General features: G+C 47.2%; 16 protein-coding genes and 1 pseudogene. 15 read left to right on the top strand and 2 right to left on the bottom strand.

From position 1 onward, the window contains the following. The first annotated feature begins 4 nt into the window (after positions 1-4). The 5 genes from ACBP55_RS31575 (at position 5) to ACBP55_RS31555 (ending at position 5,100) form a co-directional block, all read left to right on the top strand. Complete coding sequence (locus ACBP55_RS31575; RefSeq protein ID WP_464653486.1) at positions 5-805, top strand: alpha/beta hydrolase; 801 nt, start codon at positions 5-7, stop codon at positions 803-805. Further along, complete coding sequence (pxpB, locus tag ACBP55_RS31570) at positions 802-1,590, top strand: 5-oxoprolinase subunit PxpB (RefSeq protein ID WP_464647331.1); 789 nt, start codon at positions 802-804, stop codon at positions 1,588-1,590. The genes ACBP55_RS31575 and pxpB overlap by 4 nt, the downstream gene beginning before the upstream one ends. Beyond that, positions 1,556-2,560, top strand: coding sequence for a 5-oxoprolinase subunit C family protein (locus ACBP55_RS31565; protein WP_464647329.1), 1,005 nt, complete (start codon positions 1,556-1,558; stop codon positions 2,558-2,560). Before pxpB ends, ACBP55_RS31565 begins: the two co-directional genes overlap by 35 nt. A 597-nt stretch (positions 2,561-3,157) precedes the next feature. Continuing rightward, on the top strand, positions 3,158-3,919 hold the full coding sequence (locus tag ACBP55_RS31560) for a LamB/YcsF family protein (RefSeq protein ID WP_464653484.1): 762 nt from the start codon (positions 3,158-3,160) through the stop codon (positions 3,917-3,919). Positions 3,920-4,656: 737 nt separating this feature from the next. After that, entirely contained in the window at positions 4,657-5,100 is a 444-nt protein-coding gene (locus ACBP55_RS31555) for a hypothetical protein (RefSeq protein WP_464647327.1), read from the top strand. Positions 5,101-5,234: 134 nt separating this feature from the next. Here ACBP55_RS31555 and ACBP55_RS31550 read toward each other — a convergent pair whose 3' ends face one another. Then, the gene (locus tag ACBP55_RS31550; RefSeq protein ID WP_464647325.1) at positions 5,235-6,194 is read right to left on the bottom strand and encodes a C40 family peptidase; all 960 of its coding nucleotides are present in this window, start codon (positions 6,192-6,194) and stop codon (positions 5,235-5,237) included. Between the two features lie 754 nt (positions 6,195-6,948). Here ACBP55_RS31550 and ACBP55_RS31545 point away from each other — a divergent pair. The 6 genes and pseudogenes from ACBP55_RS31545 to ACBP55_RS31520 all read left to right on the top strand — a co-directional run bounded on the left by ACBP55_RS31545 (position 6,949) and on the right by ACBP55_RS31520 (position 12,924). Next, a pseudogene (locus ACBP55_RS31545) lies at positions 6,949-7,235 on the top strand (CD3324 family protein). Positions 7,236-7,480: 245 nt separating this feature from the next. Beyond that, complete coding sequence (locus ACBP55_RS31540; RefSeq protein ID WP_464647323.1) at positions 7,481-8,308, top strand: AraC family transcriptional regulator; 828 nt, start codon at positions 7,481-7,483, stop codon at positions 8,306-8,308. A gap of 102 nt (positions 8,309-8,410) precedes the next feature. After that, positions 8,411-9,388, top strand: a complete 978-nt coding sequence (locus ACBP55_RS31535) for a Gfo/Idh/MocA family protein (RefSeq protein WP_464647321.1) — start codon at positions 8,411-8,413, stop codon at positions 9,386-9,388. 45 nt (positions 9,389-9,433) lie between these two features. After that, positions 9,434-10,264: a sugar phosphate isomerase/epimerase family protein gene (locus ACBP55_RS31530; protein WP_464647319.1), complete on the top strand. Its 831-nt coding sequence runs from the start codon at positions 9,434-9,436 to the stop codon at positions 10,262-10,264. A gap of 195 nt (positions 10,265-10,459) precedes the next feature. Continuing rightward, positions 10,460-11,557 carry an alanine racemase gene (locus ACBP55_RS31525; RefSeq protein WP_464647317.1) on the top strand — a complete coding sequence of 366 codons (1,098 nt, stop codon included), beginning with the start codon at positions 10,460-10,462 and terminating at the stop codon, positions 11,555-11,557. A 44-nt stretch (positions 11,558-11,601) separates the two neighbouring features. Further along, a complete protein-coding gene (locus ACBP55_RS31520; RefSeq protein ID WP_464647316.1) occupies positions 11,602-12,924 on the top strand; it encodes an aspartate aminotransferase family protein in 1,323 nt (440 codons plus the stop codon). Between the two features lie 7 nt (positions 12,925-12,931). Here the strand turns inward: ACBP55_RS31520 and ACBP55_RS31515 are convergent, their stop codons facing one another. Next, the gene (locus tag ACBP55_RS31515; RefSeq protein ID WP_464647314.1) at positions 12,932-13,723 is read right to left on the bottom strand and encodes a sugar phosphate isomerase/epimerase family protein; all 792 of its coding nucleotides are present in this window, start codon (positions 13,721-13,723) and stop codon (positions 12,932-12,934) included. 199 nt (positions 13,724-13,922) lie between these two features. Here ACBP55_RS31515 and ACBP55_RS31510 point away from each other — a divergent pair, with 199 nt between their 5' ends. The 4 genes from ACBP55_RS31510 (at position 13,923) to ACBP55_RS31495 (ending at position 17,176) form a co-directional block, all read left to right on the top strand. Further along, positions 13,923-15,365, top strand: a complete 1,443-nt coding sequence (locus tag ACBP55_RS31510) for an ABC transporter substrate-binding protein (protein ID WP_464647312.1) — start codon at positions 13,923-13,925, stop codon at positions 15,363-15,365. Between the two features lie 77 nt (positions 15,366-15,442). Continuing rightward, on the top strand, positions 15,443-15,967 hold the full coding sequence (locus tag ACBP55_RS31505) for a carbohydrate ABC transporter permease (RefSeq protein WP_464647310.1): 525 nt from the start codon (positions 15,443-15,445) through the stop codon (positions 15,965-15,967). Further along, positions 15,936-16,331, top strand: a complete 396-nt coding sequence (locus ACBP55_RS31500; RefSeq protein ID WP_464647308.1) for a carbohydrate ABC transporter permease — start codon at positions 15,936-15,938, stop codon at positions 16,329-16,331. The genes ACBP55_RS31505 and ACBP55_RS31500 overlap by 32 nt, the downstream gene beginning before the upstream one ends. Before the next feature lie 17 nt (positions 16,332-16,348). Then, complete coding sequence (locus ACBP55_RS31495; RefSeq protein ID WP_464647306.1) at positions 16,349-17,176, top strand: carbohydrate ABC transporter permease; 828 nt, start codon at positions 16,349-16,351, stop codon at positions 17,174-17,176. Positions 17,177-17,245: the final 69 nt, after the last annotated feature.

Genomic DNA, 17,245 nt, shown 5'->3' with positions numbered 1-17,245 from the left:
GAATATGATAAAAACGATCGAATTATGGCCCGGAGCATCCAAGATTAGCATAGGTGAGAATAACCAAGGATGTCCGAGTTTGACTTTATACCCTGTGTCTAAGGGAGGCCTGAGCTCTGCAGTTATAGTATTTCCCGGAGGAGGCTACGGTACGCGTGCTGCTCATGAGGGAGAGCCTATTGCGAAATGGTTAAATGGACTTGGGATTTCAGCTTTTGTTTTGAATTACCGTGTAGCTCCATACGAACACCCGGTTCCACTCCAAGATGCACAGCGGGCAATTCGAACAGTAAGGCATCATGCGGAAGAATGGCAGATCGATCCGAACCGCATTGGTATTCTCGGCTTCTCAGCAGGTGGGCATCTGGCTTCTACGGCCGGTACACATTACGATGCAGGGGATCAGGAGTCCGTCGATCCGATCGAAAGACAAAGCAGTCGTCCCGACGTGATTGTGCTCTGTTACCCCGTGATTACATTCTCCAGAGAGTATGGACATGAAGGTTCAATGCTTAATTTATTGGGTAAAACACCGGATGAGAAGCTGGTCTCGCTGCTATCAAATGACCAACAAGTAACAGCTCATACTCCACCGACTTTTCTCTGGCATACAGCTGATGATGCGGCTGTTGCCGTCGAGAACAGTTTGCTTTTTGCGGGGGCGCTTAGCCGCCATAAGGTCCCTTTTGATCTGCATGTTTTTGAGAGCGGACGTCACGGTATTGGCTTAGCGGATGATCATCATGAAGCTTACATTTGGACTGAACTTTGTGCGAATTGGCTCAAAAAGCAACATTTTGCATGACCAAGCTCTCTTACGAATGTTATATGCTTGGAGATTCCGCTATTGTGATTAAACTTGGTGCGGACATTCATGTATCCATTCTGAATCGAGTACGTCAGTTAGCAGCTTACCTAGAGAATAATCGTTTTGAAGGTTTTATCGAAATCGTATCGGCATATACAACAATCACGATCTATTATGATAGCTTTCAGGTTTACAACCACTATTCAGAAAAGGGAACCACCCGAAAAAATGGACGGGCCAGTTGGACGAATACGTTATTACCCTATGATATTGTCTTCCTACATATACAACATCTCTTGGATAATTATGAAAATGAAATTGAGGATGATGGCATCGCGCCTGAGCGAATCATTGAAATCCCTGTTTGTTACGGTGAGGATTATGGTCCAGATCTTGCAGATGTCGCGTCCTATCATCGGATTAGCAAGGAAGAGATTGTGCGGATGCATACCTCACGGATTTATCCGGTATTTATGATAGGCTTTGCACCTGGATTCCCTTATTTGGGTGGGTTGAATGACAAGTTAGCTACACCAAGGAAATCGGTACCTCGGACGAGGATACCTGTCGGTTCGGTAGGCATTGGCGGCGCTCAAACAGGCATTTACCCCTTTGAAACGCCGGGCGGCTGGAATTTGATAGGTCGTACCCCGCTGGCTTTATTTCGTCCAGAATCCGATCCGCCATCTCTACTGAAGGTAGGAGATCAAGTAAGATTTGTAGCCATCACGGCAGAGCAGTTTCAATATGAAAAAGAGAGGAACATGGGAAATGGGCTTTGAGGTCATCAAGCCAGGGTTATTATCAACCTTGCAGGATGAGGGACGGTATGGACAGCGGAAATATGGCGTCGTTACATCAGGCCCCATGGACCTCTTTGCGCATCGAGCAGCCAACATACTTGTTGGGAATGATAGGGGCGCAGCTGCGCTAGAAATGACACTGTTAGGACCGAGCATGGTAGCGCATATGGACATGCTTCTATCCTTATGTGGAGCTGATATGGAAGCTGATGTGGACGGTATTCGGGTTCCATTGTGGCGACCCTTTCTGATCCGCAAAGGAGACCAGCTAAATGTTCATTACGCAGTCAAGGGCTGCAGAGCCTACTTAGCCGTATGTGGCGGTTTCGAGGTCAAACCTGTAATGGGCAGCAGAAGCACCTATTTACGTGCAGGAATAGGCGGTCACCAAGGTAGGGCACTCCAAGCAGGAGATGATTTGCGGGTAAGACAAGACGTGGCAGGCGATTATCTTCACCATCCAGGGTCTGTGAGTGCATTTATTCGTCCGGGCTATGAAGAAAATCCAGTTGTCAGAGTCGTACAAGGGAAGGAAGCGGCCCTTTTTACAGACGCAAGCAGACAGAGCTTTTTGAATCAAAGCTATATCGTTACCGCGCAATCAGACCGTATGGGATATCGTTTGGATGGGATGAGGCTTGAACTCCCTGATGGCTTATCGAGTGAGATGATTTCAGAAGCGGTCGTCCAAGGGACGATTCAAGTGCCTCCAAGTGGACAACCGATCCTGCTGATGGCGGACTGTCAAACAACCGGAGGCTACCCTCGCATCGCGCATGTCATCACGGCTGATCTTCCCTTAGCCGCTCAGGTGAAACCAGGCGGAAAGCTTCGTTTCCGCGAGGTCAGCCACAAGGAAGCGCAGGAGCAGAACTTGCTGCAAGCGATGGATTTGCGGCTGCTTGAGGCTGGGGTTCGGGCTTGGCTGCGGGATCGTGGGGGGAAATGAGCTGAAGGAATGAAGTGCTGAAGGGATGAAGGAATGAAGGAATGAAGAGATGAAGGGATGAAGAGATGAAGGGATGAAGGAATGAAGAGATGAAGGGATGAAGGAATGAAGGAATGAAGGAATGAAGTGCCGAAGTGCTGAAGGAATGAAGAGATGAAGGGATGAAGGAATGAAGGAATGAAGGAATGAAGGAATGAAGGAATGAAGGGATGAAGTGATGAAGAGATGAAGGGATGAAGAGATGAAAGGATGAAGTGCTGAAGGGATGAAGTGCTGAAGAGATGAAGGAATGAAGGGATGAAGAGATGAAGGGATGAAGGAATGAAGGAATGAAGGAATGAAGAGATGAAGTGCTGAAGAGATGAAGAAATGAAGGGCTGAAGAGATGAAGGAATGAAGAGATGAAGGAATGACGGAATGAATGAAGTGCTAAAGAGATGAAAGAATGAAGTGACAAAGAGCTGATTGAATGAAGGAATAAAGTGCAGAGAGCTGAGGAACTGAGGATCTGAGGATCTGAGGATCTGAGGGATGAGGATCTGAAAAACTGAGGAACCGTGAACTAAGTATAAAAGAAATGAAGAGTTAGGAGTGAGAATTCTGCGTATTGACTTGAATTGTGACATGGGCGAAGGCTTCGGCGCTTATCGCCTTGGCCGGGATGAGGAGCTGCTCGACTTCGTCAGCTCCGCCAACATCGCCTGCGGGTTCCACGCAGGCGATCCCGCAACCATGCGCAGCACTGTGCAGCTGTGCTTGCGCAAAGGCGTTGCGATCGGGGCCCATCCGGGCCTTCCCGATCTACAGGGCTTCGGCCGGCGCGAGATCGCCATCACGCCGGCGGAGGCTTACGAGCTGACTTTGTATCAGCTCGGGGCGCTGCAGGCGTTCGTCCACGCCGAAGGCGGACGCCTGCAGCACGTCAAGCCGCATGGCGCGCTCTATCACATGGCTGCGAAGCGCCATGATCTCGCCGCGGCCATTGCGGCTGCGACCGCCAGCGTCAGCGCGGAGCTGACGCTGTTAGGCCCGCCCGGCAGCGAGCTGCTGCGGGCGGGTGCCGCCGCGGGGCTGCAGACCGCGAGCGAAGCCTTTGCGGACCGCAGCTACCAGCGGGACGGCACGTTGACGCCCCGCGATCAGCCGGGGGCGCTGCTCTCCAGCGCCGCCGACGCTGCGGCGCAGGTCGTAAGGCTCGTCCGCGAAGGGAAGGTCCTCTCCCGAGAGGGAGAGGACCTGAGCATGCGCGCGGACACGATCTGCATCCACGGCGATGGTGCGCACGCCGTGGAGTTCGCGCGCGACATCCGCGCGCTGCTAAACAGCAGCGGCATCGCCGTGATGGCGCTCGGGCATTAATCACGGCGCTCGACATTGCCGTAATATCCCTACATAAGGACTTATAGCGCATTCAAAAACAATCACCTACCCAAGATATCCATTGGGTGCCAAGATATCTTGTTATTCTCCGTTTAAGTACTACAAATCAGGGCATTTAAGTGGATAAATCCTTTTCTGAATTCTGTAATTGGTTTGAATGTCAATACTTATACGATTTTTAAGGCGCCTTGTAGGAAAATTGGGCTTTTATTGTGAAATTAGCTCCTTACTTGAACGTTAAAAGTCTCTAGGGACTCCTATTTTTACATAATACGGTGGAAATGAAGAAATAGCAGACTCTAAAGGCTCTTACCCGATTGCTTTTCTCTCGAATTCACACTTTACTTGACGGATAAAAGTCTCTAGGGACTCCTATTTTTACAAAATACGCTGGAAATGAAGAAATAGCAGTCTCTAAAGGCTCTTATCCAACTTCGCATTTCTCCCGAATTGATCAGCCTCTAGTGTTTGAACTCTCGTTAGTTAAACAGCTCTGAACGGGTGTTGATGGCCGAAAATCATGTAGGAAAGAGTCGATTTCATAATAATAGTCCGATTTTTCCACAAGGCTGCTGGCATTAGGTCGGTGGCTTTTTCTCTTCTACCATTTATTTTGAATGTCCAATCAGGTTGTGGTTCTCGACATAGAATAAGTTGACGCTAATATCCGTAAATTGCTCTGTTGAGATGTCATTACTTGAATGGGGGATGCTGCCTTGATTCAAATGGACGAGTACATGAAAAGGAAAATAAAAGGGAAGAAATACATTGGGGCTGGGGGAACGAGAGTTGTATACGATTTAGGTAACGGGTATGTGTTGAAGATAGCAAAATCAAAAAAAGGGATCATATGCAACCAGATGGAAGTAAACCTGTATAAATCATCTTTGAAACCGATAAAAAAATATCTTGCGCAAATTATTGATTACGACGCGGCATATCGCTGGGTAACCATGAAAAAATATGATCGAAAATTCCTCAATTCTCCAATATATAGACGAGAACTTAAGAAAATTGTAAAGAAATTTTTGGGCAATGGCATCATTCCATCAAATGGTGTGGGTCAGTATCATAACCCCCATACTCCTAACCTGCGTTTAAAGCGGAATAATCAGGTCGTGGTCATTGATTATGGGGGATTTAAATATGACCATAAATGAGAAGGAAAAAATATAACTGTATACAGTTTTTAATCAGTTAGAATCACGTTGCATATTAGCTTGGACAATGAAATGGCGTTCCCCTTGTGCACTAGTTCTACGTTATGTGCTGTCGTAACGCCATACAAGCTTCGCTAAGCTACACGTTTCGCTAACAAAAAGCGACCCCTCCAATACGTATTAAAATCGGAAAAAGTAACCCCGGGCTGCCCGTACGTATTAATGAATCTCCCATTACCCGCATATATCCCCACATGGCCTACAATGCGATTGCTGGCAAACCGCCCAGGTGTGTAAAAGAACATCAGGTCCCCGGTTTGCAAGTTATTGATGTCTACGGTTTGTCCGACTTGGGCTTGAGACTGAGAAGATCTTGGCAGATTGACGCCGAAATGGGAATACACATACTGGACGAAGGAAGAACAGTCAAACGTATAGGTACTATCGTAGGGTCCCGATGAAAATTTGTACGGCGTTCCTAAAAAGTTCTGGGCATAGCTTATTAAGTTGCTTTTATCTACATTATTCACGGAAAGGCTCTGTATTTGTTCTGTTGAACTTCCAGGCTGCTGTGCAGATGCGTTTTGTTGTTCGGACAACGTACTATCATTGATCGGATTAAAGACAATCTGCGATTTTTGAGCGTTCCAATTTACTGGGGTACCCATCAATGTTGATAACGCCTGTGTTGTCATATAAGGTTTGTGATCGAATAATCTCGGAGCCTGCGGAAGTTCGATGGGTTTATCGCCTACTAAAGCTTGAGTTTGATTCAGTTTAACGGAATAAACGGGGTCCGTGGCACCCATTGTGAAACTGTCGCCCATGTAGTGCAAATCAAAATCTATCGATGCCGAGGTTTCCTCCAGCGGTACCCAGACTAGTCCGTTTGTTTCACTGTAGACCTTAACATTGGAAAATGTCGAATTGTCCGATACAAACATGCTGGCACTCTGGCCGGCTTGGGCAGGGGTAGTCGTAGGCGCTCCGATGTTTTTGGTTTGTTTAGTTGTACAACCTCCACTCATGAAGATTGTAGTGATACAAAGGGTGGCTAAAACAACCTGCCATTGCGTTTTCTTTTGAAGCATCATAAACAAAACCCCTTTACCAAGTTATTATAGGTTAGGTTTTGTCAGGAAAAAAAAATTATGCATGATATAGACTCGCTACAATTAGAGCATCTGTGAACTTGCCGAGAAAGACTACAAATCTCGCTACGGACGCCCGATCAGCAACTTTTGACTCATATGAAGGCGGAATGTAGTAACTAGGAGAAAACGAATATAACCATTCTTTCACTTGAGAACAAGTTGGAAATATGAGTAAATATAGAGGTAGCCGGCCGGCTAATTACTTCGGAAAGGAGTGATCAAGGTGATTACAACAAAAGCAGAGGTGGTCTCTGCGTAAGCAGAGTCCATCGTTCCAAACGGGGGTCGCTAGGCCCCCGCATAATTTTCCTTAATGAGTAGACAGCGAGATGCTTTTTACATATAATGAGAATGTGAACACGTAGTGAACACCATTAATTAGGAGAGACTTTGCTCTCCAACCCAAATCCCTAAATTAAACTATAAGGTGAAAGGAGTGCTTTTTAATGAACACAATGACAGTAGCGATGAATGTTGCGGCCGCCGCAGAGGTACTCGTCTCCTAACTGAATATCATTCGTGGAATAACCGTTCACCTGAATTGTATAATTGCATACAACCGACAGGCACGATTATGATCGTGTTTTTTTTATTCCATTTTTGAGAATGGTAGGAGGTTAAGGGGCGATGAAGATACTCTCTGCAAATCAGACAAAGTTTAACTTTGCTCGACAATTTGAGGAGGTTTTCATCTATGAGTTACAAGAACGGGAAGGACGTTCTTCCCCCTAACCTATTAAAACAATTACAAGAATATATCCAAGGTGAAATTGTATATATCCCTAAGAAAGAGCAGAAGCGCGCTGGATGGGGAGAAAATAACGGAACACGCATTATCATTGAGCGTAGAAATCGAGAAATTTTTCGGTTGTACCAACCGGTTCCACGGTGATGGAACTAATCAAAGTCTTTCATTTATCGGAAGACAGCATCCGCAAAATCATCGTGAAAACACGTGAATTAACAACCAATCAAGTATAGAAGCAGCATCCCTAGAGGTGCTGCTTTTTTTTCGTAGATAAGAAAGTATAAGTTTTATACTTTTGCTTCGCATCTACCTTGACAAACGCGCTCGTCCCAGAAGGACGACGGAGTCGTTTATCCTTGGTTGAGACTGCCAAGTGCAAATTGCCGTCAAATTAAAGGAAATGCATTTATTTTCTTGAAATTAAAAAGAAAGAATATGTAATGAGCGTCCGGTCCGCTTTGGAGGTGGTTCAAGACAAATGCAAGATGAGCTGGATATCCGCAGTTTTATCGGCACACATGATGCCGATTTTTATGATGATGGATTTCATCGTCATTCGGCCGTTGAAGTCAGTATCGTGCTAGAAGGACGCTGTTTGTTCGAGTGGTCGAAGCGAAGTTGGATGGAAGCAGGCCATATCGTTATTATCCCGCCAGACTTGGCGCACAGGTTTGAAGCCGTGACGAATGTGAGGTTCGGGGTTATTTTGCTGCAGGGCGTAACGGCACGTACGATGGAGCTGGTCGCGAAGCTCGGAGGCAGCGGATTTACTGGTGACGGAGGTGCAGATAGATCACCTATATTCCTTGCTTTATCCCGACTGGACAAAGAGCGATTCGAGCGATTGTTCCGCGAGTGGCTTCGGATGAAAGCGTCGTTCTTAAAGGAAAAGCAAGCAAATTATTCAGCATGGATGGAAGTGCTGCTGCTTTTTTTGCTCGAACACTCGCAGCAGGATTTGCAGGGGATGACGGTGACGAAAGCGGCTGACTATATGCGTGAAAATGTGCAGGAATCTGTTCAAATTTCTGATTTGGCTGAGATGGCCGGTTTTACGGAGCCTGCATTTCGTCGCGTTTTTGAACAGATGTACGGCGTTAGCCCAAAGCAATATCAGCAGCAGTGCCGTTTGCAGGAGGCAAAATGGCTGCTTAGCTCAACAGATAAGGATATACGAGAAATCGCCGAACAGGTGGGCTTTTTCAGATTGCACTCCTTTTCACAGTGGTTTAAGGAGCAAGAAGGTCTCCCGCCTACCGTTTGGCGGAAAAGTCAACGGTTGCAGCACAGTTCGATGTCGGACTAGTTGCGTTTTGCGTAAATTGCGGTTCGGTTTCCCTAAATACAAGCGCTTTCTGATTCGATATGCTAGTGAAGTAAATGTAACCACATAGGGAGGGCACGACAGATGGACAAAGTAAGAATCGGATTTATTGGTGTAGGCGGCATGGCAGAGTACCATATGAAAACATTGCAGCAAATTGATGACGCAGTGATTACGGCCGTATGCGACATGAACGCGGATCGGGCGAGGGTGATAGCTGAAGCTTTCGGCGCAAAGACGTACGGAACTTTGGAAGAAATGTTGGATGCAGGAGTAATCGATGCGCTTTATATATGCACGCCACCTTTTGCTAGGGAAGGGATTGAAGAAGCGGCTGCCGCACGGGGTATACATCTGTTATCGGAGAAACCTACCGGCTTGCAAATGGAGGAAGTGCGACGTAAAGAACAGATCATTCGCGAATCTGGCATCATTCATTCGTCGGGCTATTGCTTGCGCTATCTGGACACTGTGCAGAAGGCAAAGGAGTATTTGGCAGATAAGCAAGTAGATATGGTGCTCGCGTACCGAATTGGCGGCATGCCAGAAGTAGGTTGGTGGAGGCTTATGAATCTTTCGGGCGGTCAACTTGTTGAGCAATCGACACATCAAGTGGACTTAATTCGTTATTTGGCTGGTGAGTTTGACTACGTCCAAGCGAACTACGAGCAGCGACACATCCATCGAAATTATCCAGAGGCAACGGTATATGATGTGGGTATCGTGTCTTTCGGCCTCCGCAGCGGAGCGCTAGGCACGATCAGTAATACGGTTTTGTCCCGTAAAATTGGACGCGGGGATGTGGAGTTTTTCGGGCATGACTTCTACGTGTCAATTAGCGGTATGACGGTTCGGATTGTAGATGACACGCAAGACGTGACGTTGACGTCGGAGATGGATTTTTACCTTGAGCAGAATCGGGCGTTTGTCGCAGCTGTGAAAACAGGACGGCAAGAGCTGGTGCTCGGTGATTATAGTGAAGCGGCAGCGACACTTGAGGTTACGTTGGCGGCTAATGATTCTGCGGTAGCGAAACAAACGATAACGATCACTTCGGCATAAGAGTACGTATGTTTCCATTTTGAGATACACGAAGGAGGTTAAGGTATGTTAAAAGGAGTAAATCAATGGTGTTTCCCTGAAGGGCTGCCGCTTCAGCAGTTATTCTCGATTAGCCGTGAGGCCGGTTATGACGCGGTTGAGCTGAATGTCAATCCATTGGGCGGCGTTGGTTTGACCATGGAAACGACTGCGACGGAGGCAGAGGCAATTGGCCGCATGGCCAAAGAGTACGGTATTCAGCTGCGAAGCTTGTCCACTTCTTTACTGTGGCAAACTCCACTATCTTCGGCGGATGCGTCTGTACGTGAGCAGGGACGTCGCGTTGTCGAGAAACAGCTAGAGCTAGCGGAGATGTTAGGTATCGATACGGTACTTGTCGTACCTGGAGCCGTCAATGAAGAGACCTCGTACGACGAGTGCTACGACCGCAGCCGTGCCGAACTCGCTTTGCTGGTGAAAGAAGCAGAAAAACGTCGCGTTCGCATTGGCATCGAAAACGTGTGGAACAAATTTTTACTTTCGCCGCTTGAAATGCGTGCTTATGTCGACGATCTTCAATCATCTTATCTCGGCGTTTATTTTGATGTAGGCAATATTTTGCATAACGGTTATCCGCAGCAGTGGATCAACATTCTTGGTTCACGTATATTCAAAGTGCATGTGAAGGATTACCGACCAGGTGTAGGTACCGGTAACGGATTTGTCCCGCTGCTCGCAGGAGATGTCAATTGGACGGCAGTCCGCACTGCACTAGAGGACATCGGGTATACCGATACGGTAACGGCTGAAGTAGGTCTTTACGCAGAAACTCCGCTGCAGACGGTGTATGACACTTCTCGGCACTTGGATATTATTCTTGGCGGAGCTGCGCGGTAGTAGGGAAGCCTGGAGTATCGCACATAAGAAGACCCCGGCACATCAAGTGTCGGGGTCTTCTTTGGGAGTGATCGGAGTCCAATGGGGCTGCCTTATAACGATTTAAAGACTTATTAAAGTCTTGTCTTTAATAAGTTGTGGTTTTAGAATAGAGGAAAATCTGACTAAATCATTCTGCGAAGGAGTTGAACGGATATGCAGCAGCTTCCAGACTGCTTGGAGACGCCTGTAGTGGCCATTGATCTCGATATTCTCGATGCCAATCTACGACGTACCGCTGAACTTGCAGCTAGAGCCGGAGTTAAACTTCGCCCCCACATCAAAACGCATAAAAGTGCCTGGGTTGCTAAGCAGCAGCTGCACTACGGGGCCATAGGCATAACAGTAGCCAAACTTGGGGAAGCGGAAATTATGGCGGATAGCGGCATTAACGATATTCTGATTGCTTATCCGATTATCGGTAGAGGGAAGCTGGAACGTCTAGGAAAGCTAATGCAGCGATGCAAGATTGCAGTTAGTACGGACAGCTATGAGGTGGCAAAAGGTTTATCAGCGTTAGGCGAGTCTCTCCATATCCGAATCCCGCTGTATATTGATGTGAATACCGGATTGAATCGCTGCGGTAAAGAGCCTGGCGAGGAAACTGCGGCGCTTGCGCTTGAGATTGGAACTCTGCCGGGTATCGAAGTGATGTCCTTAATGACGCATGCGGGTCATGTTTACAGTGCTGCCCGAGGCCAGGATTGTTTGGAAATCGCTGCTGCGGAAGCGGAAGCACTGATTCAAACGCAAACTTTATTGCGCAAAAAAGGGATGACGATTCCGGAAATCAGCGTAGGCTCGACACCGACCTCGAAATTCATCGATCAGCTAATAGGAGTTACCGAAATGCGCCCAGGCGCTTACGTATTCGGTGATGGCTCGCAACTGTTTACTGGCTTGATAGAAGAGACGGAATGCGCTATGAAAATTTATGCGACTGTTGTCAGTACACCTCGGCCTGGAACCGTTATTATCGATGCCGGTTCGAAGACGATAACTACGGATTTGAGCTTGCACAGGAAGGGGTATGGCTATATTCCTGAGCTGCCGGATGTCGTCATAGAGCGGCTTAGTGAGGAACATGGTATTCTTCGAGTGCCTGATGGCGCTGAGCTGCAAATAGGCGATATCGTCTCCATCATCCCGAATCACTGCTGCACTGTGACTAATCTCCACGATCGTCTAGCCGGTTTGCGTGGTGGCAGTCTGGAACGATGGCTCCAGGTAGATGCACGCGGTCAAGTTCGTTAATGCTGACTCATCATTTCAGTTGATCAAGAAGGAGCGATTCATCCATGCAAACTTTCGAGACATCAAAGCGCAAATTACAGGACTCTCAACAATATTTGGCAGGTGGGGTGGCAAGCACATTGCGGGCATCTATGAAGCCCACGCCATTATTTGCAGTTTCAGGTTCAGGTCCGCGAATTCAGGACGTTGATGGCAATGCTTATATCGATTATTTGTTAGCATACGGTCCGTTAATTCTGGGTCATGCTCATCCGGCAATAACGGAAAGCGTTTACGCGGCTATGAAGAACGGAGTTTCATTCGGTCTTCAGCACGATGGAGAAATCCAGCTGGCAAGGTTGCTTACAGAGGTTTTGCCTTGCGCCGAGAAAGTAGCGTTAAGCGGCTCAGGTACGGAAGCAGTCATGTTAGCGTTGAGGCTTGCCCGCGCTCATACGGGCAAACAGAAGGTGATACGGTTCCACGGCCATTACCATGGTTGGTCAGATGCCATTTTCACTTCTTTTTCGAGTGCAGATATGAAGCAGTCATCGATTAGCCATGGCGCTGCCGTAGAACAGGTGCAGCCTGGAACTGGCGGGCAAAGCGTCAATAGCTTGGACGATATCATTTTGCTTCCATGGAATGATCCGGTTATTCTGGAAGCTACGCTGAGGCAGAGACACCATGAGATTGCTGCTATTATTTCAGAGCCGGTGATGTGCAATTCTGGCTGCATAATGCCGCAGCCCGGGTATTTGGAGTTGATCCGCACGTTGACTGAGGAAATGGGTATTGTCATGATTTTGGATGAAGTCATTACTGGATTTCGTTTGAGCTTGGGTGGAGCGCACGGGAAATTTAAGCTGATGCCTGATTTGGTTACGGTTGGCAAAGCACTTGGCGGCGGTATTGCTGTGAGCGCTGTAGCGGGCAGAGCGGACATTATGCATCTTATCGAGACAGGCGAGGTCAGCCATCTGGGCACGTTGAACGGCAATGCCGTAGCCACAGCGGCTGCAATAGCAACGATTCATGAGCTAGCGAAAAATGACGGTCAGATGTATCGGCAATTGGAGCAAACAGCCAACCACCTTGTTCAGGGTATCCGTGACCTGCTCCTCAAGCACAAGGTTCCGGGAATCGTTAATCAGGTTGGTCCTGTCTTCCATTTCATGTTCACAGAAGAGACGGAAGTCAAAGATTTTATGGCGTTTAACAAAAGAGACGCGGCCAAATATTCTCGCTTCGCTGAATACATGCTGAGTGAAGGCGTGCTTATTCGCACGAATGGGCTCTGGTATGTCTCTACGGTTCACAGCGATGTTGAAATTCAAGAAACGCTTATGGCTGTCGACAAAGTACTGTCGGGCATAGCCGCTGAATAGGAATTAGTTACTTAACCAGCTCGTGCATGGTTTGAATGACGCATTTGCGGCCTTCTTCGCCGAAATATTCCAAGGAGACGAATCCGTCGTAGCCCATCTCTTCAAGCCTATGAAGTAAAGCCTGATTATCAATATCCCCGCCAAATAGCGGAACGGGCACACTTGGCACAGCATCCGACCAGCTCCACAGGTAATTTTTCATGTGCACGTGCCGGGTCCAAGGAAATAATTCCTCTATCGCTTGCAATTGATCCTGCTTCTCCACATATAAATTAAATCCATCGAAAATGAAGCCAAGCTGCGGATGTGCAGCTTGGCTTATCAACTGTTTGGCTGCGCTTGCAGTGTCGGCAAACGTGTTATGATGCAGCTCCAAACCGATATGAACGCCAAGCTGCCTTCCTTCATCAGCTGCTATGCGCAAATCTTCGACCGTGGCTGCGACCTCGCGTGCATCAGCAATTCTGGAAGGCACGTGTCCTGCAAAGGTGCGGACAAGAGGGCTGCCCAATTGCCAAGCCATCTGGATGGATCGGCAAATTTGCGCAATTTGCGGGAGTTCCTCTTCGCCGGGCTCAGCTTTTTTGGAAAATTGCGTGTACCCGCTCACAGCTGGAACGCTTAGGCGGTATTCTGCCAGCAATTGGACCAGGGGGTCCAAAGAACCGTATCGCTGGGCAAATTCCAGCAGGTGACCGTCCCACAGCTCTACTCCTTGAAAGCCTAACTGATGCGCGAAAGCAAGCACGCTTTCAACGGGCTCCTCTTTGTATCCTGTCGAACATAAACTCCACTTCATTCGAAACGCCTCCCTTTGATACTTTTAGTTTAACTGACGCTAAGAATAGCTAGAATAAAGAGAACTGACATTCCTTGTGTTAAACTGACTTATTAAGAAGTCGTAAATGGAATACAAAAGTAACTTTTGCTAATTTTAATTTGTTGTAATTTTAGCTTTAATCATAGGTGTAGACTAATTTTATCTAGGGGGACATACGATGAGGACATTCCGGCAAAAAGTTTCACTCCTGCTTATTGCATGTATGATGATGGCTCTATTAGCAGCTTGCGGCGGTAAAACAGATCCGACAGCTTCCGCGACGCCAGGAGCTACGGCACAAAGTACGGCTATCCCTACTGAACCTGCGAAAAAGGTGAACTTGAAGTTTTACACGATATCTGCCGTTGATAAGGATGTATTCGATGCGGAATATCCGGAATGGGTCAAGCTTCATCCCAATATTAACGTGGAAATGGTTGTCCTCTCTGGCGACGATTCGCTAGACAAGATCAGAGTCGCCATCGCAGGCGGAGAGAAAATCGATCTGGCGTACATGGAGAGAGATTCATTCCGTGATAAAGCGTCTAAGCTGTATTACAAGCTGAATGATTTCATGGCCAAAGACAAAGTGGACTATTTGAAGGAATTTGGCCAAAGCGGTCTAACGACGATGGTCGGAAACGACATATACGGGATCGCAACCTTCGGTGTTCCAAGTGCAATCTGGGTCAATAAGGACCTTTTGCAAGCGGCGGGCATTACGATGCCTGATGAGAACAAGTGGACCATGCAGGAATACTTTGACATGCTCAAGAAGCTGACGAAAAAAGGAGCCGATGGGAAAACCGAGGTGTACGGCGGTATTCACTGGCAGCGTGCACCGCAGATTGCAACCGGTATCTTCGACATCGCCACCTATGGCGGTTGGGACATCGTGAAAGAGGACGGGTCGCCTAATATCAATGATCCAGTGCTTAAACAAGCGGCGAATTACTTCTATAACGCCATGTTCGTCGACAAAACCATCCCTACCGAGGCGGATGTCAAAGCGAATAAAGTGATAGCGCTCTACGATACGCTAAAAGGGAAGTTCGCAACGATGATCGGCGCTTCCAGCAGTGCGCTGCAGATGGATACCTTCAGATTACAGGGGAATCTGAGTGAAGAAACGGACGCCAAAAACCCGTTTGCGATTCTAAAGATGCCGCGTTGGGATGTAAGTTCCGCTCCAAACCAAGCGACTAGCATTACCGTCGGCTATGCGGTAACGAAGAATTCAGATAATCCCCAAGAAGCTTATCAATTCTTAAAATGGTTCTCCACGACAGGAACGGAACTATCCGCCAAAGCGGTTCACCGTGTTCCGACTTGGAGCAAAGCGAACAAAGACCTCCTCGTAGACAGCTGGAGATATTATAAAGACAAAAGCGGCGCTATCGTTCAAGGAAAAGACAGAAAAGAGTTGTATCTCAAAGCGATTGACCCTACGGTCGTTCCAATCTTCCCTAAATACCGCAATCAATATACTTATTCTTCTAAGATGCTGGATGAACTCAATAAACAGCTTTCTCTGATGCTGGCCGGTGAAAAGAAAGTGGATGACGCCATAAATGACGCGCAAAAGGCTGCTGAGCAAATTTACGTGAAAGAGAAGAAATAACTGCATTTCGGGTGGAGAAGGTGCATGCTTATGCTTTCTCCACCGTTCTCTTTTGATGAAGTAAGGAGAGGATCAGCTTGAGACTGAAGCATACGACGAAAGAAACGATTGCCGGTTACTTGTTTATTTTGCCTAATCTGATCGGGTTTGGCGTGTTCACTTTATTTTCCGTATTGTTTTCGTTAGTCATCAGTTTTACCGATTGGGATATGATGTCGAGTTTAATCGATGTTCATTTTGTTGGCTTACATAATTATCTAGATGTTTTTAGCGATCAGTGGTTCATCGATTCGATTCTAAATAACCTTTTTTTTCTCGTACTGATTCCGGTGCAAATGCTGCTCGCTTTGTTCTGCGCTGTACTGCTCAATAAAAAGTTTTTCGGACGCAGCGCAGTCCGCAGTATGGTGTACTTGCCGTACATTACCAGCTTTGTCGCGGTTTCCTTAATCTGGTTCCAACTGCTGCAGCCGACCGAAGGTATTGTGAACAATATGCTGCGTGCCATCGGATTCACGCAAGTGCCAGGGCTGGTTTGGCAGCAGCTTATGGGTAAAGCCGGCTATCTTCATGGTGTTAACTTGGCAATCGCTGGGATATAAAATCCTGCTGTATTCGGCTGGTTTGCAAGGCATCCCCGAACATTTGTATGAAGCTGCGAAAGTTGACGGTGCCAGCTCACGGCAGCAGTTTTTCCATATTACAATGCCTATGATTTCGCCGGTGTCTTTTTTTATCCTCATTATTTCAATCCTGGATTCGTTCCTGATGTGGTCGAATATCCAAATTTTAACAGATGGAGGACCGGGAACATCAAGTACGGTCATTGGATTTTACATTTATAAGGTTGCCTTCGGGTATTCCAAGATGGGCTACGCATCGGCAATGGCTTGGATATTGTTTATCATCATTTTGATCATTACGCTGATCCAGTGGAGAGGCCAGAAAAAATGGGTCAACTTTTAAACAGGAGGCAGGGATATATGGGAAAACTGCTCAAAATACTGTTCAGCTATGCACTCGCATTGTCAATGCTCATTCCATTCCTGTGGATGGTCTCCACTTCGTTTAAGGAAAATACAGAAGTGTTTGTTTTCCCGATTTCGTGGATTCCCAAACATTTCAATCTAGACGGTTACCGGGCGGTTTGGCAGGAATCCAAGCTTGGCGTCGATTTCGCCGTATTTTACATCAACTCGCTGAAAGTGTCCGCCATTGTCATCATAGGAACCTATTTCTCATGCTCGCTGGCTGCTTATTCCTATGCCAAAATTCAATTCAAAGGAAGAGAATGGATGTTTTTGCTTAAGCTGTCGACGATGATGGTGCCATTCCAGGTGACAATGATTCCTACGTTTATGCTTTATCGCAATTTCGGTCTTCTCGATACGCACGCTGCTTTATGGCTGCCTTCTTTTCTAGGATCTTCCTTTGGCGTATTTTTGCTTCGACAGTTTTACATGAGTATCCCAGAAGATTTGACGGAATCGGCGCGTATTGACGAAGCCGGTCATTTGAGAATCTATTGGAGCATGATCATGCCGCTGACGAAGCCTGCAATGATTTCCTTGATCGTATTGACGTTCATTGCAACCTGGAACAATTACGAAACACCGCTCCTTTATTTAAGAAGTCCTAACTTATATACCATTCCGCTCGGGCTCAAGGTCATGGTTGACGATATATACAACATCAACTACCCCGGAATTATGGCAGGCGTTGTTTGTTCTTTAATTCCGATTCTCTTACTATTTGCGGCAGCTCAAAAATATTTCGTGCAGGGCATTACCTTCTCGGGAACGAAAGGATAGAGTAGAATGAGGATAGAGAGCAAGAACACTCGACCCATTCCTTAAGGACACCGGGGGTGCTGCAGACTG

The sequence above is a fragment of the Paenibacillus sp. WG02 genome (assembly GCF_055396115.1).
Note: the sequence above shows the minus strand (reverse complement) of the source record. Positions and strands in the feature narration are given on the sequence as shown.

Bases quoted from the DNA above. Each gene is read 5' to 3' on its own strand.
- ACBP55_RS31540 (WP_464647323.1), top strand. From the start codon at position 7,481: ATGCAAGATGAGCTGGATATCCGCAGTTTTATCGGCACACATGATGCC.
- ACBP55_RS31565 (WP_464647329.1), top strand. From the start codon at position 1,556: ATGAAAAAGAGAGGAACATGGGAAATGGGCTTTGAGGTCATCAAGCCA.
- ACBP55_RS31520 (WP_464647316.1), top strand. From the start codon at position 11,602: ATGCAAACTTTCGAGACATCAAAGCGCAAATTACAGGACTCTCAACAA.
- ACBP55_RS31575 (WP_464653486.1), top strand. From the start codon at position 5: ATGATAAAAACGATCGAATTATGGCCCGGAGCATCCAAGATTAGCATA.
- ACBP55_RS31515 (WP_464647314.1), bottom strand. From the start codon at position 13,723: ATGAAGTGGAGTTTATGTTCGACAGGATACAAAGAGGAGCCCGTTGAA.
- ACBP55_RS31495 (WP_464647306.1), top strand. From the start codon at position 16,349: ATGGGAAAACTGCTCAAAATACTGTTCAGCTATGCACTCGCATTGTCA.
- ACBP55_RS31535 (WP_464647321.1), top strand. From the start codon at position 8,411: ATGGACAAAGTAAGAATCGGATTTATTGGTGTAGGCGGCATGGCAGAG.
- ACBP55_RS31550 (WP_464647325.1), bottom strand. From the start codon at position 6,194: ATGATGCTTCAAAAGAAAACGCAATGGCAGGTTGTTTTAGCCACCCTT.
- ACBP55_RS31500 (WP_464647308.1), top strand. From the start codon at position 15,936: ATGGTGTTAACTTGGCAATCGCTGGGATATAAAATCCTGCTGTATTCG.
- ACBP55_RS31530 (WP_464647319.1), top strand. From the start codon at position 9,434: ATGTTAAAAGGAGTAAATCAATGGTGTTTCCCTGAAGGGCTGCCGCTT.
- ACBP55_RS31525 (WP_464647317.1), top strand. From the start codon at position 10,460: ATGCAGCAGCTTCCAGACTGCTTGGAGACGCCTGTAGTGGCCATTGAT.
- ACBP55_RS31510 (WP_464647312.1), top strand. From the start codon at position 13,923: ATGAGGACATTCCGGCAAAAAGTTTCACTCCTGCTTATTGCATGTATG.
- pxpB (WP_464647331.1), top strand. From the start codon at position 802: ATGACCAAGCTCTCTTACGAATGTTATATGCTTGGAGATTCCGCTATT.